The organism is Trichococcus shcherbakoviae (genome assembly GCF_963666195.1).
GTDB classification, from domain to species: Bacteria; Bacillota; Bacilli; order Lactobacillales; family Aerococcaceae; genus Trichococcus; species Trichococcus shcherbakoviae.
In genome coordinates this window covers 924579-944659 of record NZ_OY762653.1, presented here as the reverse complement: position 1 = coordinate 944659, position 20081 = coordinate 924579, and the positions used below count along the sequence as shown (strand labels likewise).

The 20081-nt window shown below is 43.3% G+C and carries 31 protein-coding genes; 30 read left to right on the top strand and 1 reads right to left on the bottom strand.

Annotation, left to right across the window (positions count from 1 at the left end):
• The first annotated feature begins 10 nt into the window (after window positions 1–10).
• The 20 genes from ACKPBX_RS04345 (at window position 11) to ACKPBX_RS04250 (ending at window position 11645) form a co-directional block, all read left to right on the top strand.
• Window positions 11–196, top strand: a complete 186-nt coding sequence (locus ACKPBX_RS04345; RefSeq protein ID WP_072763659.1) for a type Z 30S ribosomal protein S14 — start codon at window positions 11–13, stop codon at window positions 194–196.
• 34 nt (window positions 197–230) lie between these two features.
• Entirely contained in the window at window positions 231–629 is a 399-nt protein-coding gene (gene rpsH, locus ACKPBX_RS04340) for a 30S ribosomal protein S8 (RefSeq protein ID WP_086626913.1), read from the top strand.
• 40 nt (window positions 630–669) lie between these two features.
• Window positions 670–1206, top strand: a complete 537-nt coding sequence (gene rplF / locus ACKPBX_RS04335) for a 50S ribosomal protein L6 (RefSeq protein ID WP_086626914.1) — start codon at window positions 670–672, stop codon at window positions 1204–1206.
• Between the two features lie 64 nt (window positions 1207–1270).
• Complete coding sequence (rplR, locus tag ACKPBX_RS04330) at window positions 1271–1627, top strand: 50S ribosomal protein L18 (protein WP_086626915.1); 357 nt, start codon at window positions 1271–1273, stop codon at window positions 1625–1627.
• Window positions 1628–1647: 20 nt separating this feature from the next.
• Complete coding sequence (gene rpsE, locus ACKPBX_RS04325) at window positions 1648–2148, top strand: 30S ribosomal protein S5 (RefSeq protein WP_086626916.1); 501 nt, start codon at window positions 1648–1650, stop codon at window positions 2146–2148.
• Between the two features lie 13 nt (window positions 2149–2161).
• Window positions 2162–2344: a 50S ribosomal protein L30 gene (gene rpmD, locus ACKPBX_RS04320; RefSeq protein ID WP_086626917.1), complete on the top strand. Its 183-nt coding sequence runs from the start codon at window positions 2162–2164 to the stop codon at window positions 2342–2344.
• A gap of 33 nt (window positions 2345–2377) precedes the next feature.
• Window positions 2378–2818, top strand: a complete 441-nt coding sequence (rplO, locus tag ACKPBX_RS04315; RefSeq protein ID WP_086626918.1) for a 50S ribosomal protein L15 — start codon at window positions 2378–2380, stop codon at window positions 2816–2818.
• Window positions 2818–4110 (top strand): preprotein translocase subunit SecY, encoded by a 1293-nt coding sequence (gene secY, locus ACKPBX_RS04310; RefSeq protein WP_086626919.1) that lies wholly within the window; start codon window positions 2818–2820, stop codon window positions 4108–4110. The genes rplO and secY overlap by 1 nt, the downstream gene beginning before the upstream one ends.
• 67 nt (window positions 4111–4177) lie before the next feature.
• Window positions 4178–4822: an adenylate kinase gene (locus tag ACKPBX_RS04305; RefSeq protein ID WP_086627525.1), complete on the top strand. Its 645-nt coding sequence runs from the start codon at window positions 4178–4180 to the stop codon at window positions 4820–4822.
• Window positions 4823–4957: 135 nt separating this feature from the next.
• On the top strand, window positions 4958–5176 hold the full coding sequence (gene infA, locus ACKPBX_RS04300) for a translation initiation factor IF-1 (RefSeq protein ID WP_068558953.1): 219 nt from the start codon (window positions 4958–4960) through the stop codon (window positions 5174–5176).
• Window positions 5177–5209: 33 nt separating this feature from the next.
• Window positions 5210–5323 carry a 50S ribosomal protein L36 gene (rpmJ, locus tag ACKPBX_RS04295; RefSeq protein ID WP_062470716.1) on the top strand — a complete coding sequence of 38 codons (114 nt, stop codon included), beginning with the start codon at window positions 5210–5212 and terminating at the stop codon, window positions 5321–5323.
• A gap of 20 nt (window positions 5324–5343) precedes the next feature.
• On the top strand, window positions 5344–5709 hold the full coding sequence (gene rpsM / locus ACKPBX_RS04290) for a 30S ribosomal protein S13 (RefSeq protein WP_108031672.1): 366 nt from the start codon (window positions 5344–5346) through the stop codon (window positions 5707–5709).
• 27 nt (window positions 5710–5736) lie between these two features.
• A complete protein-coding gene (gene rpsK, locus ACKPBX_RS04285) occupies window positions 5737–6123 on the top strand; it encodes a 30S ribosomal protein S11 (protein ID WP_068623076.1) in 387 nt (128 codons plus the stop codon).
• Window positions 6124–6204: 81 nt separating this feature from the next.
• Window positions 6205–7149, top strand: a complete 945-nt coding sequence (locus tag ACKPBX_RS04280) for a DNA-directed RNA polymerase subunit alpha (RefSeq protein ID WP_068558946.1) — start codon at window positions 6205–6207, stop codon at window positions 7147–7149.
• A gap of 26 nt (window positions 7150–7175) precedes the next feature.
• Complete coding sequence (gene rplQ, locus ACKPBX_RS04275; RefSeq protein WP_086626921.1) at window positions 7176–7556, top strand: 50S ribosomal protein L17; 381 nt, start codon at window positions 7176–7178, stop codon at window positions 7554–7556.
• 395 nt (window positions 7557–7951) lie between these two features.
• Entirely contained in the window at window positions 7952–8791 is an 840-nt protein-coding gene (locus ACKPBX_RS04270; protein ID WP_086626922.1) for an energy-coupling factor ABC transporter ATP-binding protein, read from the top strand.
• Window positions 8767–9678, top strand: a complete 912-nt coding sequence (locus ACKPBX_RS04265) for an energy-coupling factor ABC transporter ATP-binding protein (RefSeq protein ID WP_319996103.1) — start codon at window positions 8767–8769, stop codon at window positions 9676–9678. The genes ACKPBX_RS04270 and ACKPBX_RS04265 overlap by 25 nt, the downstream gene beginning before the upstream one ends.
• Window positions 9668–10465 (top strand): energy-coupling factor transporter transmembrane component T family protein, encoded by a 798-nt coding sequence (locus ACKPBX_RS04260; protein ID WP_140185359.1) that lies wholly within the window; start codon window positions 9668–9670, stop codon window positions 10463–10465. Before ACKPBX_RS04265 ends, ACKPBX_RS04260 begins: the two co-directional genes overlap by 11 nt.
• Before the next feature lie 129 nt (window positions 10466–10594).
• On the top strand, window positions 10595–11368 hold the full coding sequence (gene truA, locus ACKPBX_RS04255) for a tRNA pseudouridine(38-40) synthase TruA (RefSeq protein WP_086626925.1): 774 nt from the start codon (window positions 10595–10597) through the stop codon (window positions 11366–11368).
• A 10-nt stretch (window positions 11369–11378) separates the two neighbouring features.
• On the top strand, window positions 11379–11645 hold the full coding sequence (locus ACKPBX_RS04250; RefSeq protein ID WP_319996102.1) for a chorismate mutase: 267 nt from the start codon (window positions 11379–11381) through the stop codon (window positions 11643–11645).
• 306 nt (window positions 11646–11951) lie between these two features.
• On the opposite strand, the gene ACKPBX_RS04245 is transcribed toward ACKPBX_RS04250, so the two are convergent.
• Window positions 11952–13067, bottom strand: coding sequence for a PLP-dependent transferase (locus ACKPBX_RS04245; RefSeq protein ID WP_370738864.1), 1116 nt, complete (start codon window positions 13065–13067; stop codon window positions 11952–11954).
• A gap of 242 nt (window positions 13068–13309) precedes the next feature.
• Between ACKPBX_RS04245 and ACKPBX_RS04240 the strand changes: the two genes are divergently transcribed.
• The 10 genes from ACKPBX_RS04240 (at window position 13310) to ACKPBX_RS04195 (ending at window position 20022) form a co-directional block, all read left to right on the top strand.
• Window positions 13310–13663 (top strand): hypothetical protein, encoded by a 354-nt coding sequence (locus ACKPBX_RS04240; RefSeq protein WP_086626928.1) that lies wholly within the window; start codon window positions 13310–13312, stop codon window positions 13661–13663.
• 198 nt (window positions 13664–13861) lie between these two features.
• A complete protein-coding gene (rplM, locus tag ACKPBX_RS04235; RefSeq protein ID WP_086627527.1) occupies window positions 13862–14305 on the top strand; it encodes a 50S ribosomal protein L13 in 444 nt (147 codons plus the stop codon).
• A 13-nt stretch (window positions 14306–14318) separates the two neighbouring features.
• Window positions 14319–14711, top strand: a complete 393-nt coding sequence (gene rpsI / locus ACKPBX_RS04230; protein WP_086626929.1) for a 30S ribosomal protein S9 — start codon at window positions 14319–14321, stop codon at window positions 14709–14711.
• A gap of 176 nt (window positions 14712–14887) precedes the next feature.
• Complete coding sequence (locus ACKPBX_RS04225) at window positions 14888–15016, top strand: hypothetical protein (RefSeq protein ID WP_256327668.1); 129 nt, start codon at window positions 14888–14890, stop codon at window positions 15014–15016.
• Between the two features lie 267 nt (window positions 15017–15283).
• Window positions 15284–15640, top strand: coding sequence for a Lin0368 family putative glycerol transporter subunit (locus ACKPBX_RS04220; protein ID WP_319996101.1), 357 nt, complete (start codon window positions 15284–15286; stop codon window positions 15638–15640).
• Window positions 15633–15977 (top strand): Lin0368 family putative glycerol transporter subunit, encoded by a 345-nt coding sequence (locus tag ACKPBX_RS04215; protein WP_319996100.1) that lies wholly within the window; start codon window positions 15633–15635, stop codon window positions 15975–15977. The genes ACKPBX_RS04220 and ACKPBX_RS04215 overlap by 8 nt, the downstream gene beginning before the upstream one ends.
• Window positions 15978–16226: 249 nt before the next feature.
• Window positions 16227–16640, top strand: coding sequence for a MarR family winged helix-turn-helix transcriptional regulator (locus ACKPBX_RS04210; RefSeq protein ID WP_319996099.1), 414 nt, complete (start codon window positions 16227–16229; stop codon window positions 16638–16640).
• Between the two features lie 19 nt (window positions 16641–16659).
• Entirely contained in the window at window positions 16660–17298 is a 639-nt protein-coding gene (locus ACKPBX_RS04205; protein WP_319996098.1) for a nitroreductase family protein, read from the top strand.
• A gap of 65 nt (window positions 17299–17363) precedes the next feature.
• Window positions 17364–18404 carry an oxidoreductase gene (locus ACKPBX_RS04200; protein WP_319996097.1) on the top strand — a complete coding sequence of 347 codons (1041 nt, stop codon included), beginning with the start codon at window positions 17364–17366 and terminating at the stop codon, window positions 18402–18404.
• 301 nt (window positions 18405–18705) lie between these two features.
• A complete protein-coding gene (locus ACKPBX_RS04195; RefSeq protein WP_319996096.1) occupies window positions 18706–20022 on the top strand; it encodes a hypothetical protein in 1317 nt (438 codons plus the stop codon).
• The last annotated feature ends 59 nt before the right edge of the window (window positions 20023–20081 follow it).

The window sequence follows — 20081 nt, the reverse complement described above, 5'->3', positions numbered from 1 at the left end:
CGAATAATAATTGGCTAAAAAATCCATGATTGCTAAAAACAAACGTCCCGCAAAACATTCTACTCAAGCTTACTCTCGTTGTGAACGTTGCGGACGTCCACATTCAGTTTATCGCAAATTCAAACTTTGCCGTATTTGCTTCCGTGAACTTGCCTATAAAGGACAAATTCCCGGCGTGAAAAAGGCTAGCTGGTAATTTAACCATACTCGCAAAAGGAGGTATAATGTAAATGGTCATGACAGATCCAATCGCAGATTTCTTAACTCGTATTCGTAATGCCAACATGGTACGTCACGAATCTTTAGAAGTGCCTGCATCAAAGACAAAATTAGAGATCGCTAACATTCTTAAGGCTGAAGGTTTCATCAAAAACTTTGATTACACTTCAGACGATAAACAAGGTGTTATCCGTGTATTCTTAAAATATGGTCCAAACAACGAACGCGTCATCACTGGTTTGAAACGTATTTCAAAACCAGGTTTGCGTGTATACGCTAAAACTGGCGACATCCCTAAAGTATTGAATGGTTTAGGAATCGCAATCGTGTCTACTTCTGAAGGTGTTATCACCGACAAAGAAGCAAGAGCGAAAAACATCGGCGGCGAAGTATTAGCTTACATTTGGTAATTTTTAAAAAAATAAGAGAAAATAAAGGAGGTGCAGCCCTGTGAGTCGTATTGGAAATAAAGCAATCGAAATCCCAGCTGGCGTAACCGTTACTCAACAAGGTAACACTGTTACGGTTAAAGGCCCTAAAGGCGAATTAACTAGCACATTTAATGAAATGATCGGCATCAAGATCGATGGAAACACTGTTACTTTCACTCGTCCTAACGAAGAGAAATTCACTAAATCCATTCATGGTACTACACGCGCGTTGGTAAACAACATGGTTGTAGGTGTATCTGAAGGATTTATGAAAGAATTGGACTTAGTAGGGGTTGGGTACCGTGCTCAATTGCAAGGCAACAAACTTGTATTGAACGTCGGCTATTCTCATCCAGTTGAATTCACACCAGAAGACGGTATCGAAGTGGAAGTACCAACTAACACTAAGATCATCGTTAAAGGTTACGATAAAGCTAAAGTTGGCGCTTTGGCAGCCAACATCCGTGGCGTACGCCCACCAGAGCCTTACAAAGGTAAAGGTATCAAATACGTTAACGAAATCATCCGTCGTAAAGAAGGTAAGACAGGTAAATAATAGTCCGCTATTATTACTTGCTTCCTGAGCGACCCAACAAAATAACATTAAAGAGGTGACAATTGTGATTACTAAACCAGATAAAAACAAAGTGCGCCAAGCTAGACACGCACGCGTAAGAAGAAAAATCTCTGGTACTGCAGAGTGCCCACGCTTGAACGTTTTCCGTTCCAACAAAAACATCTACGCTCAATTAATTGATGACGTAGCGGGTGTGACGCTAGCAAGTGCCTCTACAAAAGAAACAGAAATCGCAACCGGTACTAAAACTGAAGCTGCTGCTGCAGTTGGAAAACTGATTGCTGAACGTTCTGTTGCTAAAGGTATCAAAAAAGTAGTCTTTGACCGTGGTGGCTATCTGTACCATGGCCGTGTACAGGCTTTAGCTGAAGCTGCTCGCGAAAATGGACTAGATTTCTAAGAAAAGGAGGATAACCACACATGGTTTATGTTGACCCAAATCATATTGAATTAGAAGACCGCGTTGTTGCGATCAATCGTGTAACAAAAGTTGTTAAAGGTGGACGTCGTCTACGTTTTGCTGCTTTAGTTGTTGTAGGAGACAGAAACGGACATGTAGGATTCGGTACTGGTAAAGCAGCCGAGGTTCCTGAAGCTATTCGTAAAGCTATCGAATCTGCTAAAAAGAGCCTTATTGAAGTTCCAATGTCTGAATCAACAATCCCTCACCAAGTTATCGGATCTTTCTGTGGCGGTAACGTAATGTTGAAACCTGCTAAATCCGGTTCCGGAGTTTCTGCAGGCGGACCAGTCCGTGCCGTTGTCGAATTAGCTGGTATCGCTGATATCACAAGCAAATCCCTTGGTTCGAACACACCAATCAACATGGTACGTGCTACAATCGATGGCTTGAAACAGTTGAAAAATGCTGAAGACGTCGCGAAATTACGCGGCAAAACAGTTGAAGAATTACTAGGATAAGGAGGACTACATAATGGCAGAAGTAAAGATCACTTTAAAACGCAGCTTGATTGGACGTCCTCAAAACCAAAAAGATACTTGCAAAGCTTTGGGATTGTCCAAAATCGGCAAATCTGTTGTTAAACCAGCTAACCCAGCTATCTTGGGCATGGTCAACACAGTAAGCCACTTAGTTACATCAGAAGAAGTTAAATAATAAACATCAGATTAAAGGAGGTGCCAAGTTACTATGAAACTTCATGAATTAAAACCTGCTGTAGGTTCACGTAAAGAACGTAACCGTGTCGGTCGCGGATCTTCATCCGGTAATGGTAAAACATCCGGTCGTGGACATAAAGGCCAAAAAGCTCGTTCAGGCGGCGGTGTGAGACTTGGATTCGAGGGTGGACAAACTCCATTGTTCCGTCGTCTTCCAAAACGTGGATTCACGAACATCAACCGTAAGGAATATGCTGTAATCAACTTAGAAATCTTAAACCGTTTCGAAGATGGTACAGAAGTTACTCCAGCTTTATTAGTTGAAACTGGTATTGTCAAAGATGAAAAATCAGGCATCAAAGTTTTGGGCAACGGAAGCGTTGAGAAAAAACTGACAGTTAAAGCTAATAAATTCTCCGAAGCAGCACAAAAAGCTATCGAAGCTGCAGGTGGGACTGTTGAGGTGATCTAATGTTTGCTCTTCTGAAAAATGCATTTCAGGCGAAGGACATTAGAAATAGAATCTTTTTTACTCTAGGTATGTTGATTGTGTTCCGTCTCGGAACACATATTACTGTACCGGGTGTTGATGCGGGTGCCATCACAAACTTGGCATCGACGGGCTTGTTCAGTCTGTTGAACACATTCGGAGGTGGAGCACTGAGTCAGTATTCCATTTTCGCTATGGGTGTTTCGCCATACATCACTTCTTCTATTGTCGTTCAATTGTTACAAATGGACATTGTTCCGAAATTTGTGGAATGGTCCAAACAGGGTGAAGTAGGTAGAAGAAAGTTAAATCAAGTTACAAGATATTTGACAGTCATTTTAGCATTTGTGCAATCTGTCGGTGTTTCGATCGGTTTCAATCAACTCTCTAATTTGGGTTTGGTCAACGATCCAGGTATGACAACCTATATGATCATCGCGTTAGTGATGACGGCAGGTTCGATGCTTGTTGTTTTTCTCGGAGAATCCATTTCAATGCACGGTATCGGAAACGGCACGTCATTGATCATCTTCTCAGGTATCATCGCAAGAATCCCAACAGATCTTTACACTTATTACAATGATCGTTTTGTGGATGCAGGATCCGATTTAATGAACAACATTTTGTTCTCGGTTGCACTTTTGACAGCAATATTATTGGTGGTCATACTCGTTGTGTACGTTCAACAAGCTGAACGTAAAATCCCCATTCAATATTCCAAGCGTGCTTCCGGATCTAATCAATCCGCGCATTTACCTTTAAAAATCAATTCTGCTGGAGTTATTCCAGTAATCTTTGCCAGTTCTTTCATGATGACCCCGCAGACGATCCTTGGATTTTTCGCGGCAAGTCAAAGTGAAGCTAGCTGGTATCAAATTTTGTCAACCATCTTTAATTACCGTGAACCCATCGGCGCAACAATCTATACGGTGTTGATCGTTGTCTTCACTTACTTCTATGCCTTCATTCAGATCAATCCTGAAAAGATGGCAGAGAACTTGCAAAAGCAAGGCGGCTATATTCCAAGTGTACGTCCGGGTAAAGGGACAGAAGATTACATTTCCGGCATGATTATGCGATTAAGTACGGTCGGCGCGCTATTTCTTGGACTGATTGCGTTATTGCCTATCATTGCCTCAGGTTTGTGGGATTTGCCGGACTCGCTCGCCCTTGGCGGTACAAGTCTTCTGATTGTAGTTGGTACTGCATTGGAAACGGCAAGACAAATTGAAGGTCGAATGGTTAAACGTAATTACCAAGGATTTATTCAATAGTAAGTTTGTGGGGGGGAAAGTGATTTCCTCGTCACATATTCTTACATCTTTAGGAGGCAGTAAAATGATGAACCTAATTATTATGGGTCTTCCCGGTGCTGGAAAAGGAACACAGGCTGAAAAGATCATCGCGAAATACAATATTCCGCATATCTCTACAGGAGACATGTTCCGAGCTGCCATGAAAAATGAGACAGCGTTGGGCCTGGAAGCAAAATCATATATGGATAAAGGCGAACTTGTTCCAGATGAAGTTACAAACGGAATCGTTAAAGAGAGATTAGCAGAATCTGATACTGAAAAAGGCTTTTTATTGGATGGTTTTCCAAGAACCCTCGTACAAGCAAAAGCTCTTGAAGCTATCATGGATGAACTCGACAAAAAAATCGATGCTGTTATTAACATTGATGTGAACCCTGAAGTTTTGATGCAACGTCTAACGGGTAGAATCATTTGCCGCTCTTGCGGAGCGACTTACCACAAAGAGAACAATCCTCCCAAAGTGGAAGGAACGTGCGATCGTTGTGGCGGACACGAATTCTATCAACGCGAAGATGATAAACCTGAAACCGTAGAAAATCGCATTCAGATTAATCTAGAACAGTCTCAACCAATCATTGCATTTTACAGCGAAAAAGGATTGGTACACAATGTGGATGGCGGAATCGGCATCGACAACTTGTTTACCGAAATCCAAAAGATTATAGAATAGTTGCAAATATCATTTGAAATTAATCGGAATTTTCTTTTCAATTGATACTTGCTATGGTATAATCTAGCAGTTAGAGTAAAAATTGCCAAGACATAAGATTAATCAGCTCAACAGAATGTTAGGAGGTTAGCAGGCGTGGCGAAAGACGATGTAATTGAGATCGAAGGAGTTGTCGTTGAAACTTTGCCCAATGCAATGTTTAAAGTCGAACTTGAAAATGGTCACATAGTATTAGCTCACGTATCTGGTAAAATTAGAATGCATTACATCCGCATTTTGCCAGGCGATAAAGTTACGGTAGAATTATCACCGTACGATCTTACTCGTGGACGCATTACTTACCGCTTTAAATAATTGCACTCCATCACTAAATAGGAGGGAATTTAAATGAAAGTTAGAGCATCAGTAAAACCCATTTGCGAAAAATGCAAAGTCATTCGCCGCAATGGTCGTGTTATGGTGATTTGCGAAAATCCCAAACACAAACAACGCCAAGGATAATAACAAGGAGGTGCCTATAAATGGCTCGTATCGCAGGAGTAGATGTTCCGCGTGACAAACGTGTAGTTATTTCATTAACTTATATTTTTGGTATCGGATTGAACACAGCTCAAAAAGTTTTAGCAGCAGCTGAGGTTTCAGAAGATACTCGCGTTCGTGATTTAACGAATGATGAATTAGACCGTATCCGTATTGAAGTGGATAAATTAAAGGTTGAAGGTGATCTTCGTCGTGAAGTTAACCTAAATATTAAACGATTGATTGAAATTGGATCTTACAGAGGAATGCGTCACCGTCGTGGTTTGCCTGTTCGCGGACAAAACACTAAGAACAACGCACGCACTCGTAAAGGCCCAGCTAAAGCAGTCACTGGTAAGAAAAAATAATAATTAAGTGAAGGAGGTCAAAACTTCATGGCTAAAAAAGTAGCTCGCAAACGCCGCGTGAAAAAGAATGTTGAAGCTGGTGTAGCACATATCCGCTCAACTTTTAATAATACTATTGTTATGATTACAGATGTTCATGGAAATGCTATTTCATGGTCATCAGCAGGTTCATTAGGATTCAGAGGTTCTCGTAAATCTACTCCTTATGCTGCACAAATGGCTGCAGAAGCAGCAGCTAAAGTTTCTATGGAACATGGCATGAAAACAGTTGAAGTAGCTGTTAAAGGTCCTGGTTCTGGACGTGAAGCTGCCATTCGTTCATTACAAGCAGCAGGTTTGGAAGTTACCGCAATCCGCGACGTAACGCCTATTCCTCATAATGGATGCCGTCCACCAAAACGTCGTCGTGTTTAATTGAGAATTGTACTTGTATGTAACGAAACGCAATGGACTCACTAACATGAACTTCACGTTTTGAAAGGGGTAAATTGATAAATGATCGAAATTGAAAAACCAAGAATTGAAACGATTGAGATCAGCGAAGATGCTAAATTCGGCAAATTCGTTGTAGAACCACTAGAACGCGGTTATGGAACAACACTTGGGAACTCATTACGTCGAATTCTATTATCTTCACTTCCTGGTACAGCTGTAACAACTATCCAAATCGATGGTGTTCTACACGAATTTTCAACGATTGATGGTGTTGTCGAGGATGTTACCCAAATCATTCTGAACATCAAAAAATTAGCTTTGAAATTGTATACGGACGAAGACAAAACAATCGAGATTGACGTAAAAGGTCCAGCAGTCGTGACTGCAGCGGATATTACCCATGACAGCGATGTGGAAATCTTAAACCCTGATTTATATATATGTACAGTTTCAGAGGGAGCACATTTTCATGTTCGCTTGGACGTAAAAAATGGCCGTGGTTATGTTCGTTCCGAATATAACAAGACGGAAGATATGCCGATCGGTGTTTTACCAGTCGACTCCATCTATACTCCAATCAGCAAAGTGAATTATCAGGTTGAAAACACTCGTATCGGACAAAAAAATATTTACGATAAATTAACGTTGGATGTCTGGACAGATGGTTCCATCAGCCCGGAAGAAGCAGTCAGCTTGGCTGCCAAAATTTTAACGGAACATTTGAATATTTTTGTTAATCTGACCGATGAAGCCCGCAAGGCCGAGATAATGGTTGAAAAAGAAGAAACACATAAAGAAAAAATGCTGGAAATGACTATCGAAGAATTGGATTTATCCGTACGTTCTTATAACTGTTTGAAACGCGCAGGCATCAACACAGTACAAGAATTGACAGACAAGTCTGAAGCAGAGATGATCAAAGTACGTAATCTGGGACGCAAATCACTTGAAGAAGTGAAAAACAAGCTGAATGATCTTAATCTAGGCTTGCGTCAAGACGACTAGTACTGTACAAAGGAGGAAAACCTAGGATGGCTTACCGTAAATTAGGACGCACAAGCGCCCAAAGAAAAGCAATGCTTCGTGATTTGACTACTGACTTACTCATCAACGAACGAATCGTTACAACTGAAGCTCGTGCTAAAGAAATTCGTTCAACTACTGAAAAGATGATTACTTTAGGCAAACGTGGAGATTTATCTGCTCGTCGTTTAGCAGCAGCATACGTTCGTAACGAAGTTGCAGATGTACGTGAAGAAGATGACAAAATCGTTGTTCAATCAGCTTTACAAAAATTGTTCTCTGATATCGCACCTCGCTATGCAGAACGTCAAGGCGGATACACACGTATCTTGAAGACAGAACCTCGTCGTGGCGACGCTGCACCAATGGTTATCATTGAATTAGTATAATTCAATCGCATAATGATGAAACGTTCACTTTTAGATGAAATAGAGTGTTATGATGATGGGATTGCTTCTGGCTTCCCTAGTCTAGCTCAAGGTTCTTCCGAAGATCGCATGATCTTCGGGAGGGCATTTTTTCATCAAAAAAAGTGCTTTTTTTATCAAAAGAAACTAGAAAATGCCACTATATTTTCTAGTTTCTTTTGATATATAAATAAAAGCGTTTTATTTCCGTGCTGTGTCAAGACAGTGGATGAAAAATATGGAAGAGTAGTTTATACTTACAAAGTAGACATTCCTTTTCCGTAATTTTCATCTTTTTTTTATACCCGCTTGGCTGTGGGGCGGATGAACGGTTATGGGTAGTAAGATTCAACTATAGAGAAAGTAGGACAGCCATCATGAATGAAATTATCGAGTTGCGCAATGTGACTTTTTCCTATTCAGAGGAAGATGCAAGACCTGCATTGAACAACGTTTCGTTAACAATCCAGCAGGGTGAATGGATCGCCATCATCGGGCCAAACGGTTCAGGCAAGTCAACCTTGGCCAAAACGATCAACGGCTTGATAGAAGCGAACTCCGGAGAAGTGATCATTGAAGGGATACCTTTGAATGCAGAGACAGTTTGGGATGTACGCAAAAAAATCGGGATGGTTTTCCAGAATCCGGACAATCAGTTCGTCGGTTCGACCGTTCAGGACGATGTTGCCTTCGGTTTGGAGAATGTCGGTATTCCCCGTGAGGAAATGGTGAAGCGCGTTGCTGATGCAGTAGCGGCTGTGAACATGGCCGATTTCATGGATAAGGAGCCGGCACGTCTTTCGGGCGGACAGAAGCAACGGGTGGCGATTGCTGGGATCGTGGCGTTGTCTCCGGACATCATCATCCTGGATGAGGCGACGACCATGTTGGATCCGGAAGGCCGTCATGAAGTCATCGAGACCATCCAGGAGATCAAGGAAAAAGAAAATTTGACTGTGATTTCGATCACCCATGACATCGATGAGGCCGCCAAAGCGAACCGCATTTTTGTGATGGAAGCCGGGCAGTTGAAACGGATCGGCACACCGGAAGAGATATTCAGCTTGGGCAAGGAAATCATCGATATCGGATTGGATATCCCATTCCCTGAAAAGCTGAAATACCAATTGAAGAGACAGGGACTGGAAGTTCCTGAAGAATATTTGACTGAGGAAGGGATGGTGAGTTGGTTATGGACATTACTTTCGAAAAAGTAGGCTATTCCTACTCGGCCGGAACGCCCTTCGAAAATCGGGCACTTTATGATGTGAATCTGAATATCCCGGACGGTAGCTATACGGCATTGATCGGCCATACCGGCAGCGGCAAGTCGACGGTCACGCAGCATCTGAACGCATTATTGAAGCCAACTGAAGGCTGCGTAACGATCGGAGACCGCATCATAACGAACAAATCGAACAACAAAAACCTGAAGGACCTGCGCAAAAAAGTGGGGATTGTGTTCCAGTTTCCGGAGTCGCAGCTGTTCGAGGAGACGATTGCGAAGGATATCGCCTTCGGTCCGATGAACTTCGGCGTCAGTGAAGCGGACGCAATGGCGATTGTGAGGCGCGTGTTGCCTTTGGTCGGCTTGGATGAGTCCTTCATGGAGCGTTCCCCGTTCGATCTCTCAGGGGGGCAAATGAGACGCGTAGCGATCGCTGGAGTATTGGCGATGGAACCGGAAGTGCTGGTTTTGGATGAACCGACGGCTGGATTGGATCCTGCCGGCAGACGCGAAATCATGAATATGTTTTATCAACTCCATATCGACAAAGGCTTGACCATCGTATTGGTCACTCATCAGATGAATGATGTCGCAACGTTTGCGGATCATGTGGTCATCCTTGAGAAAGGTACGGTTGTCCGGATGGGCCCGCCAGCAGAGATTTTCCAGGATGCCGCTTGGCTCCAGGAGAAACAATTGGGCTTGCCGTCCGCACTGGCTTTCCTGGATACATTCAGCAAAAAGACAGGCATCGATTTCGGAAACGAAAGACCGCTGCGTACGGAACAACTGGCGGCTGTGCTGATTGCGAAAATAAATGAGAACAAAGGCTCCAAAGATGCCGCTAAGGAAGAGGGTGGCATCGATGTTGGATAAATTATTGTTCGGGCGCTATATCCAAGGCAACTCGCTGATTCATCGACTGGATCCGCGAGCGAAGCTGATCGGAGCTTTCTATTTCATCCTCGTCATTTTCCTGGCCAATAACTGGCAGACCTATCTGATCATGACATTGTTCACATTTCTGTGCGTCATCCTGTCCGACATCAAACTGTCGGTCTTTCTGAACGGTGTGAAGCCGCTGATTTGGCTGATCCTGTTCACGGTGTTGCTGCAGATCCTCTTCACACGGGGCGGGGAAACATACCTGGAACTGGGACCGATCAGCATCACTTCGTTCGGGGTGATCAACGGCGCCTTCATCTTTATGCGCTTCGTCCTGATCATCTTCATTTCGACGTTGTTGACGCTCACGACGATGCCGCTGTCGTTGACCGATGCAATCGAAAAGTTGCTTGGGCCATTGAAACGCTTTAAGGTTCCTGTCCATGAGATCGCCTTGATGCTTTCCATCGCACTGCGTTTCGTGCCGACATTGATGGATGAAGCATCGAAGATCATGAACGCGCAACGGGCTCGCGGTGTCGAATTCGGTGAAGGCAATATCGTGAAGCAGATGAAGGCAGTCACACCGATTTTGGTGCCGCTGTTCGTCAGTTCGTTCAATCGTGCCGATGAATTGGCGAATGCCATGGAAGCACGCGGGTATCAGGGCGGGGAAGGCCGGACGAAATACCGCATCCTCAGTTGGCAGTTGCGCGATACGCTGAGTCTGCTGGCGTTTGTCGCACTGACAGGGCTGTTATTGTTCTTCCGATCTTGAACGCATACAGGCTGAGTCAGCCGCTATAGAACGAGTCTGGGGACCGGGTAGTATTTCCGGTCCCTTTTAAAATAGAAAAAACCATAATCCCACAAATTATCCAGAAAAAGAAAGGGGCATACGCCAACCATGACTGCACAACGATACAAATGCATCGTGCAATATGACGGAACGGGTTATGTGGGCTATCAGGTCCAACCTAACGGCAACAGTGTCCAGACGGAAATCGAAAAAGCTCTGAAAAAAATGTCGAATGGGCAGATCATTCCGATCCATGCATCCGGCCGGACGGATTCGGGCGTCCATGCGCTCGGACAAGTCATCCACTTTGATTACCCGGCTGCAATCAAGCCTGACCATCTGCTGCGGGCGTTGAACAGTTTGCTGCCCGATGACATTTTGATCAAATCCGTGGAGCTCGCTTCAGAGGAGTTCCATTCGCGTTATCATGCGATGGGTAAAAAATATATTTACCGGGTCGATCTTGATCGCTTCCCGAACCCATTCAAACGACTCTACACGACGCACCATCCTTACCGTTTCAATATGGATAATTTGGAAAAGGCCATCAAAAAACTGGAGGGCGAGCACGACTTCACCAGTTTCTGTTCGACAAAAACGGACAAGACCGACCTGGTCCGGACTGTCTATGAAGCGAGCGTCAGGAAGGACGAGGAAAACAATGAGCTGGTCTTCACCTTCAGAGGCAATGGCTTTCTCTACAATATGATCCGCATTTTCGTGGGGACGCTGTTGCAGATCGCTGACGGCCTGAAAAAGGTCGAGGAAATCGACCACCTTTTGGAAGTGAAGGACCGACGCAAAGCCGGACCGACAGCCCCGTCGCAAGGATTGTATCTCGTGGAAGTTTATTACGATGAAGAAAGATTAAGGAATGGATAGGGGGAAGATGATGTTTAAAAAGGAAAGAGCGGAGATCGATGCAATCGACCAGGAACTGGTAAGACTGTTCGAACGCCGGATGGATGCGGTGACGGAGATTGCGCGGATCAAGAAAGCGCACAAATTGCCGATCCTGGACCAATCCAGGGAAGATAGGGTGCTCGATAAAGTGCGCGGGCTGACCGAGAACAAAGCCTACGAAGACAGCGTGGAAGACCTCTTCCGTTCCCTGATGACGATCACAAAAGCATTCGAAACCAAGCAGAACGAAGAATAGAGCAAAAAGGATGCTGAAAAAGCGGGTGTGGAAAAGAGGAAATCTTTTCCACACCCGCTTTTTTGCGTGCTTGGGAAACGGAAATCAGCGCCAGCTCCGGTGTAGCCATAGCTCATCGGAGGACAGCTTCTGCAATCTCCGCCAGCTCCTATGAAGCACGTCCCGCAGGAGCTGACGCTCCCGCAATATGTCCGAATTCCGGCGAAGCCGTCGTTCCCCGGAGGACAGCGCCAAAAATAAAATCCCCCGTCAAGCGCTATCGCTCTTCGGAGGTTTTCAACATATTTTCTTTTACAATTTACTTTATCAGACTTTAGCTGTGACCGCAGCCTTCGCAAAAGCCTGACGCAGATCGGCGATCAGATCATCGGGATCCTCGATTCCTGTCGAGATGCGCAGCAGATCGTCCGTCAACCCATAGGATTCGCGGATTTCAACCGGAATATCGGCATGGGTCTGGGTGGTCGGGTAGGTGATTAGACTCTCCACGCCGCCCAAGCTTTCAGCGAAAGTGAAGATGTTCAGGGCATCCAACACAGCAGGGATGTATGCTTTATCATGGAGCGTGAAGCTGAGCATGCCACCTTTGCCCGGATAATAGACTGATTTGATCAGATCTTCCGATTCCAGATAAGCCACGACAGCTTTTGCATTCGCTTGATGCTGCTTCATGCGCAACGGCAACGTCTTCATCCCGCGGACCAAGAGCCAACAGTCGAAGGCGTCTAAAGTGCCGCCTGCCGTGTTCAATTGGAAAGCCAACTGTTCGCCGAGCGCCTTGTCGTTCGTCACGACTGCACCTGCCAACAGGTCGTTGTGGCCGCCTAGGTACTTGGTGGCGCTGTGGACGACGATATCGGCGCCCAAATCTAGCGGGCGCTGCAAAAGAGGGGTGTAGAAGGTATTATCCACAATCACCAGTAAGCCGTGTTTTTTGGCGATCTCAGCCACAGCCGCGATATCCGTTTCCTTCATCAGGGGGTTCGTCGGTGTTTCGATATAGACAGCGGCCGTATTGTCCTGGATGGCGGACGCGATATCGATCGGGTCATCGACATAAGTGAAGGAGTAGAATCCTTTTCTCTCCATATCCTGGAAATAACGGAAGCTGCCGCCGTAAAGATCCCTGGATGCGACGAAATGGCTGTTGACCGGGAAAATGCTGAAGGCGAGCTGGATGGCGCTCATACCGGAGCTTGTGGCGAACCCTTGGACGCCGTTTTCAAGCACAGCCAAGCCTTCCTGAAGGATATCCCTTGTCGGATTGGCTGTGCGGGTGTAGTCATAGCCGGTCGATTGGCCCAAGCCGGGATGTCCATAAGCTGTGGACAAATAAATCGGTGCACTGACGGCACCGGTTTTTGGGTCTTTTCTGTTGCCCAATTGCGCAAGATAACTTTGAATGCTGATCTTATCCATCATCGATTCCCCTTTATGCGAAATGACACACATGAGTGCATTGTCATTTATTTATCATTTAAAATTAATATTAGTGCAATGGTAGCATGAGGTCTTAGAGTGGTCAATATTTTTATGTATTTAAAGTCAGTGAAGCTGCGAGAAATAATCGATCACGCTTGAACGGTTATTTCGCTGGAATGATGTTAAAATTCCGAAACTCGCGTATAATGGAAGTATAAGAATGAATGAAGGAGAGTGGAAACATGGTAACGTTCATCAAGGAACTCAAACGCATCCCACGCGGCGATGTGCCGGATTTTGTGTCTGCCGCTATGCCCCAGTTTTATGAAGCAATCGGATGCCCGAATGATGTTGTCCTTTCCGTGCAAGCCAGCATGGCGCATTACTCGACCCCAAAAAAGAACGTCGAAGCCGAAGAATACGAAGCATTTGAATTGACGATCACCAAAAAAGGTGAGTTCGTTTCGGTGGAAGACATCGTGAAGGATAAAAGTATCATCGAAGCGTTCAAGCCACACAAGACTTCCAGCAAAGGTGCCTATCCATTTGTGCCAGCCGAGGTCATCGAGCAATTATATTTATATTTAAAAAAATAATCTGAAAAGCCTTCACAGTCGCGGTCCATGCGGTATGTGGAGACTTTTTTGCGAAGTAAATGATAAATTATTTCTTTTGAATCGTTTGACAATTCCTTTGGGATGTCGTATCATATAAGACGGTATTGTTTGCCCCACGATGAGCCCCGGAAACTCAATTGGATCAAACAGACAGAGAAGAATATGGAGGAAACAAACGTGCGTACAACATACATGGCTAAAGCAAACGAGATCGACCGCAAATGGTTCGTAATCGACGCGACTGACATCCCATTGGGACGTTTATCAACACAAGTTGCAACTATTTTACGCGGTAAAAACAAACCAACTTTCACACCACACGTAGATACTGGTGATTATGTGATTGTTATCAATGCAGACAAAGTTACATTAACAGGTAAAAAAGCATCTGACAAAATTTATTCCCGTCATTCAGGTTATCCAGGTGGGCTAAAACAAATTTCAGCTGGTGAATTACGTGCTAAGAATTCAAGAAAATTAGTTGAATTGTCTGTTAAAGGCATGCTACCTAAGAACTCTTTAGGTGCTAAACAATTCACTAAGTTACACGTATACGGTGAAGCAGTTCACCCACACGAAGCTCAATTACCAGAAGTTTTAGATATCACTAACCTAATTTAAGGAGGGAATTTCATTGGCACAAGCACAATATATCGCAACTGGTCGTCGTAAGAATTCGACTGCACGCGTACGTTTATTACCTGGCACAGGTAAAATCATCTTCAACAAAAAAGACATGGAAGAATACATCCCATTCGCTTACTTATATGAAGTAATCAAACAACCTTTAAACCTTACAGGTACTTTAGGTAGCTACGATATCTTCGTTAACGTAAACGGCGGCGGATTCACTGGACAAGCTGGAGCAGCTCGTCACGGTATCTCTCGTGCATTATTAGAAGTAGATCCTGACTTCCGCGGACCATTAAAAGCAGCTGGACTGTTAACACGTGACCCACGTATGGTTGAACGTAAGAAACCAGGTTTGAAAAAAGCGCGTAAAGCATCACAATTCTCAAAACGTTAATATTTATTGTATCAACGTTTTCAAAAAAGTTTTTTGCTTCAATTTGGTTCAAAAGACCAATTTGACAAATCAATTAACAGCCTTAAAGCATCGGCATCTTGCTGATGCTTTTTTTATGGCATAAAATCAATAGAATGAAAGCATGGAGTGTTCCATCAACAAAGGCGGTGTAAACAGTGAATCCAAAAGAAAAAATGTTAGAAATAATCAAGAATAAACAAGGCGGCGGAAGGTCCAAGCAAATCGACACGCCGAAAAATGACATTAAGAACATGCGTAAAGGTCCAAAGATTTATAATAAATAAGCCGATCTATGATATTTTGGAGATCCCATTCGATAGAGTGAGGTCTTTTTTTTTTTATAGAAATGAGGGGCAGGCTCAAATTCAATAGTGGGCAATGAACAGCTAGTAAACCTTAACTTAAGAGCAGAATATCTCCGTTCTTAGAACACTGTTTACAATAATTATTAACTTTCGTGAGTAAATTGTAAACGGTATTATTAAATGGAAAATTTGACTGATTAACAAGAGGACTCATGTTATTATTTGTGGTATCAGGGGGTGTTGTCTTTGAACTATATCAGAACATTTTTGGCGTATTGTTTAGCTGGTTTTTTGGTCCCTTACCTTTGGAGTTATGTTTCCATTTTGGGAATTTATGCTGGTTTTGCAGCGGCAATATTAATAATTGGACCCGTTTGGTATATTGTTCACTACAAGGGTCTGATCTATCAAGACAGTGAGGCAGCGACAGTCGATATGGGAGCTGGCATCGCGATTGCTGTTTTTACGAGAGATGTTTTATCTAACGGGGTCATTAGTAGCTTTTCATCCTTACCAACAATTGTTCTTTTATCAATCGGCGCAGTGTTTGCAGCAGTAGTTTCACACTACTTTGAAAGAAGGCAGGGGAATCCCGATGTATAGAGAAATAGAAATATTAACAATTATAGGCGGATTTATATTGCCTTTCACTATTTTACAAGTATGGGGAAGATTGGTAAACCGCTGGAAAGTAGCAGGAGGTTTTTTGTCGGCTTTTCTAATTGTTGGTCCAATATGGTTAATGAACCATGGCATGACTTTTTCTCTTATACACCAAACTGGAGGAGCTTTTGTTGATATGGGATTAGCAACTGGCGTAGGTATATTTGTGTATGGATTATTAGGAGGAAAAAGTTTTCAAAAATCACTATACCTATTATCAGCTGCGCTTCGTGGGGGGCTAATTGCAGGTATTTTACTCTATTTAGTCAGTAAATAACTATCCTTACATAACCCTTATGACTTCCAAAAAATATTTCTTGGGCGGTGCACTTGCTGCGCGCATGTTACAAATTGGGTGATCCTATTCAGAAGAGTGGGATCTTTTTGTATTTTTCTAATTTAAATCGGGTTTATCAAGCAACTTACTTTACAAAAGTTTGTCGCTGTTTTATAATTGATTAATCAACAGTTGACGAGTCAATTGTTTGGTCAGTCAGGTAAATCCGCATAATCGAGGTGAATGTTTATGAACTTAAGAGAAATCAGTAGGCTGCTTTATCAAATCAAACTCACAAATCAGGAAATCAACACCCTGTTCGAAAAAGAAACTGGCTTCAGTTTGACGCGGTATGAGATGCTGATGTTCCTGAAAGAAAAGGGGATTTGTTCCCAAAACCAGATCCAGACAGAGCTGAAGATAGATAGCGCGGCAATTACGCGCCATCTGAAAATATTGGAACAAAAGGGCTATGTCATCCGGGAACGGAACGCTGACAACAACAGAGAGGTCTTTGTTCAATTATCCGACAAAGCGATCCAGGATTTGGAGGCTTGCGGAAAAGAACATGATCAGGGGAAATCTTCCCTGACCCTTTCATTAAGCGATGAGGAAGCGGAACAATTATCCGAATTGCTGAACAAACTATACTTGAAAAGATAAAAAGAAAGAGGCTATAAACATGACCAATAAATTTATCAACAACGATTTTTCGGATATCACATTCGGAAGAAAATCGATCCGTCTTTATGATGAAAATTTTAAAATCAGTCAGGAAGAAATGCTGGAAATGATCCAGGAAGCCACGACGACCCCCTCATCCGTGAACATGCAACCTTGGCGTTTTGTGGTTGTCGAGAGCGAGGAAGCGAAGGCCAAATTGAAGCCGCTGATCCGTTTCAACACAAGACAAAATGATACCTCGTCAGCGATGGTGCTGATATTCGGCGATATGCAATGCTACGAATATGGGGAAGAAATCTACAACGCAGCCGTCGAAAAAGGGAAAATGTCCGCAGAAGTCCGGGATCAACAACTGGCTGCCATCATTCCTTACTACAAGAACTTTTCAAAAGAACAGATGAATGATGTTGTAAAAATCGATTCCAGTCTGGCAGCGATGCAGTTCATGCTGGTGGCTCGTGCCCATGGCTATGACACGAACCCTATCGGAGGATTTGAAGCGGATCAATTGGCAGAAGTGGTTGATTTGGACAAAGAAAGATATGTTCCGGTCATGATTTTGTCAATCGGCAAGGCAATGGAAGAAGGCTACGAATCCGTTCGGTTTGCACCAGAAAAAATCACGGCATTCAAATAAGCGAGAAGGTGCTGGAACAGACCTTGCGAACTGCTGGAAATCAGAAAGATAGAGGAGTCACTAAAATGTCATTATTATTGTCACCAACAGAAGTAGCCGGCTTATCCTTGAGCAATCGGGTGGTTTTGGCTCCGATGTGCATGTTCGAAGTCGAAAAAGAGGACGGTGTGCTTGCTCCTTTCCATTTTGCCCATTACGGCGCCCGTGCAATCGCTAAGGCTGGCTTGATCATTATTGAAGCAACCGGCGTGGAACCAGATGGACGGATCAGCAACCGGGATCTGGGCCTATGGAACGATGATCAGGCGCTGGAACTGAAGCGTTTGGTGGATATGCTCCATTCATTGGGAAGCAAAGTAGGCATCCAACTTGGGCATGCAGGCCGCAAAGCGGAGAATGCCGATTACATGATCGCACCCAGCGCCATCCCATTCAGCAATGAATACGGGAGGCCCAACGAAATGACCAGAGAAGAAATCAAGCGTGTCCAAGCGTCCTTTGTGGCGGCTGCAGAACGTGCCGCATTTGCTGGGGTCGATATGATCGAGCTGCATGGCGCGCACGGCTATCTGATCAATCAATTTTTGTCCCCGTTGACCAATGAACGGACGGATGCATACGGCGGTTCATTGGAAAACCGTTATTTGTTCGCAAATGAAATCACCGAACAAATACGCGGTTCCTTCAAAGGCTCCTTATGGATTAGGTTATCCTTGACTGCATATGATGATTCAGAGAAGCAGCACAGCCTTGATGATTGGAAAATAATCGGCAAATGGCTTGAAAAAGACGGCATCGATTGCATCGATGTTTCCACAGGCGGACTTCTTGATAAGAAACCGAACATCCCCGTCCGTCCAGGCTATCAAGTCCCTTACACCACTGCGATGAAAGAGGCAGTTTCAATCCCGGTTACCGCGGTCGGCCTGCTGGACAATCCGGGCTTGTGCGAACACATCCTGCAAACCAACCAAGCGGACCTGATCCTGCAAGGCAGAGCCCTCATCCGCAACGTAAACTGGTTAGCGGATGCTGCTGAAGAACTTCACGACACTAATTTCGAAGTGTACAATCATTCATACCAAAGAGGGCAACGAAGGAAATAACAAAGTGGGGTATTTGAAAGGGAATTTTATGGTTTTCGGGAATTAGAATAACTTGCAAAATCAGCTTAAAAAAAACTCACATACCTTCACGATTCTCAAAATGTTAGTCTTTCTCATAGTATAAATTTAAGATCTCATTCGGAGGAGTGGGGTCTTTTTGAACTAGATATCGGTCTACCAACACTAGTTACTCAATGAGAAACTAAGCTTGATAATTACTATCATCTTGAAAACTATCATGGGCAAATATTTTTAAAAATGGTACAATTTATTTAAAATATGCCCATCAGGAGAATGAATGATGAACGAAGCTTATATTGTAACGAGTATAGTTGTGGTTATCTTTCTGTTAGTTTTTTTAATTTTTAGAGCAATACAAAAAAAGAATACGTCTGAGAAAAATGGCAGCACGCATACAGCATTAACAGATGAACAAATGATAAATCAAGAACAAATCAAACCTGTTGAAGAGTTTCAACCACTCGTTTCAGTCTCAAAATTACCAATGAACGTTGAGGTGGAAGAACATCTTTTGCACGAGATAACTGCTCCAAATATAATGACAAGGCTTTCTTCGTTGAGCCCAGCTATTGTTAATGCACTCGGAAAAACCCAGACAGTGGCGACCACGACAACGACAAAAATGTCAGGAGAATATTATCGAGTCAGTCTAAAAAAAGGCGGAGAATTAGTAAAGTCAAAGAATATGGAAAATGCTTATCGTGGTTTTACCCGCGGTCCTAAGGGAGTAAAAGAGCACGCAAACTTAATGAAAGTCAGCCCAACCAAAACTAAAAAAATAACAACAAATACCAAGATGGCAACATCAGCAACGGCAAATATCATGAACGTTGCCTCACTTATCGTGGGTCAGTACTATATGTCTGAGGTAAATTCAAAGCTGGAAGGCATGAACAAGTCATTGAGCGCAATAAGTGATTACCAGAAACGTGAATTCAAAAGCCGTGCCCGTTCTCTAGTTGCTAATGTTCAAGCCATATCAACATTTACTGAGGAAATTTTTGAAGACGAAACTATCCGTAATAACAAACTAATACACTTACAACAGTTGCAGGAACAAACAACACAGTTATTAGAACAAGTCAATCTTGAAATTGAAGAATTGATTCAAAAGGAAACACAAATTAGCTATGAGGAATATTCAAGTATCGTCAATAAACTCGACGGTTTAGTTTTCTTTCAAAAAATACTGCTTAGGGTTTTACAGGAAGTTGGGAAATTAACGGTTGTTTTTGTAAACGGAAAGTTATCCCAAGAAAGTATCTTTTCTTTAGTGCATACCTATGTAGAACAAATTGCAATATTAAGCGATGATTTGACCGTCTGGCAGAATCAATACATAGATAATTTTGAAATCGACTTGGATGCAAGTAAACGCAGAAAACAAGGGATTGAGGGTGTGGTTACAAATATTACAGGAGTGATTAAAGACGACTGGCGGTATGCTAAATTGGAAGAAGGCTTAACGGTTAAGATCAAACAGCAAATGACTCCTGATAAGATTGAGTGGAAGTCTCAAGAGACAGACCTATATCAAAAAGATCTTCAACTCTTAATAAAAGATGGGAAAACATATTTGTGGTTACCGGAAAAGTAACAAACATAGGCTTTTCTACTGCTAAGTTCATATTTGCCAATCTAATGTTCAAAATCGAA